Here is a 1,185-nt window from a genome sequence, read left to right as displayed (position 1 = left end):
ATGTTCGGTCAGCAGATCAACGATCTTGCCTTTGCCCTCATCACCCCATTGGGTGCCCAGGACTACGACATTCTTACCCATAACACTTGTCCTCATTCGCGCAAACTTGGTGCCGGCGATGGCCGGCAGGAAAACTCAAGAAGCCAGTGGCGAAACTTGCCAAAGCCCGTTCTGCTGAATCAATTGCCGGTCGCAGTCCGCATCACGGGCGGCGGCCAAAGGTTGTCCAGGCAACGCCTGAACGACACGCTGACCCTCACTGCGCAACTGGCAAACCTGCTGCCAGAGTGCCGCATCCGTACTGTCAGGCATCCAGATACCGCCAGACGGTAGCTCGATCTCAGCACGCCCCAGGGTCACCAGGGTTTTCAAATCGGTGGAAAAGCCTGTCGCCGGACGAGCGCGACCAAAATCGGCGCCGATGTCGTCGTAGCGACCGCCCTGAGCAATGGACTGGCCAACGCCCGGCACGAACACCGCGAACACCACACCGGTGTGGTAGTGGTAGCCACGCAGCTCGCCCAGATCGAAGTACAGCGGCAGCTCCGGGAAGCGCGCCGACAGACGCTCGGCGATCGCCAGCAAATCTTCCAGTGCTGCCAGAACCGGCGCCGGCGCATTCGCCAGACGCTCACGGGCAGCGCTCAACACTTCACGGCCGCCACACAGATCAACCAGCGCACGCAGCATGCCGGACAGATCGGCCGGCAGACCTTCGGTCAAGGTAATGACCTCGTCGATGGCCTTGCGTTGCAGGGCATCGAACAACTGCTGCTCGACTTCACCAGACAGACCGGCGGCACGCGCCAGACCACGGTAAATGCCGACATGCCCCAGATCCATGTGCACATCCGGCACATCGGCCAGTTGCAGCATGGCCAGCATCAGGCTGATCACTTCAACGTCGCTGCTCGGGCTGGCGTCGCCGTACAACTCGGCGCCCAACTGGATCGGGCTGCGCGAGGACGACAATGCACGCGGTTGCGCATGCAGCACGCTGCCGGCGTAGCACAGACGGCTCGGGCCTTCGCGACGCTGGGTGTGCGCATCGATGCGCGCCACTTGCGGCGTGATGTCCGCCCGGAAACCCATCTGCCGGCCCGATTGCGGGTCGATGACCTTGAAGGTACGCAGATCCAGATCCTGGCCCGCGCCGGTCAGCAGGGTGTCGAGGTGCTCGATGGG

At 62.9% G+C, this 1,185-nt stretch carries 1 protein-coding gene and 1 pseudogene; both read right to left on the bottom strand.

Going from position 1 to position 1,185, the window contains the following annotated elements:
* Positions 1-81 (bottom strand): adenylosuccinate synthetase (locus ACIOMO_RS22155; RefSeq protein ID WP_401243588.1); only part of this gene is annotated, 81 nt, incomplete at its 3' end.
* Positions 82-135: 54 nt separating this feature from the next.
* A pseudogene (locus tag ACIOMO_RS22150) lies at positions 136-1,182 on the bottom strand (ATP phosphoribosyltransferase regulatory subunit); the annotation flags it as partial.
* Between the last annotated feature and the right edge of the window lie 3 nt (positions 1,183-1,185).

This window comes from Pseudomonas sp. NPDC087804, from assembly GCF_044742965.1.
In the GTDB taxonomy this organism is placed as follows: domain Bacteria; phylum Pseudomonadota; class Gammaproteobacteria; order Pseudomonadales; family Pseudomonadaceae; genus Aquipseudomonas; species Aquipseudomonas rustica.
The sequence above is the reverse complement of the archived record's forward strand: the minus strand, read 5'-3'. Positions and strand labels throughout refer to the sequence as shown.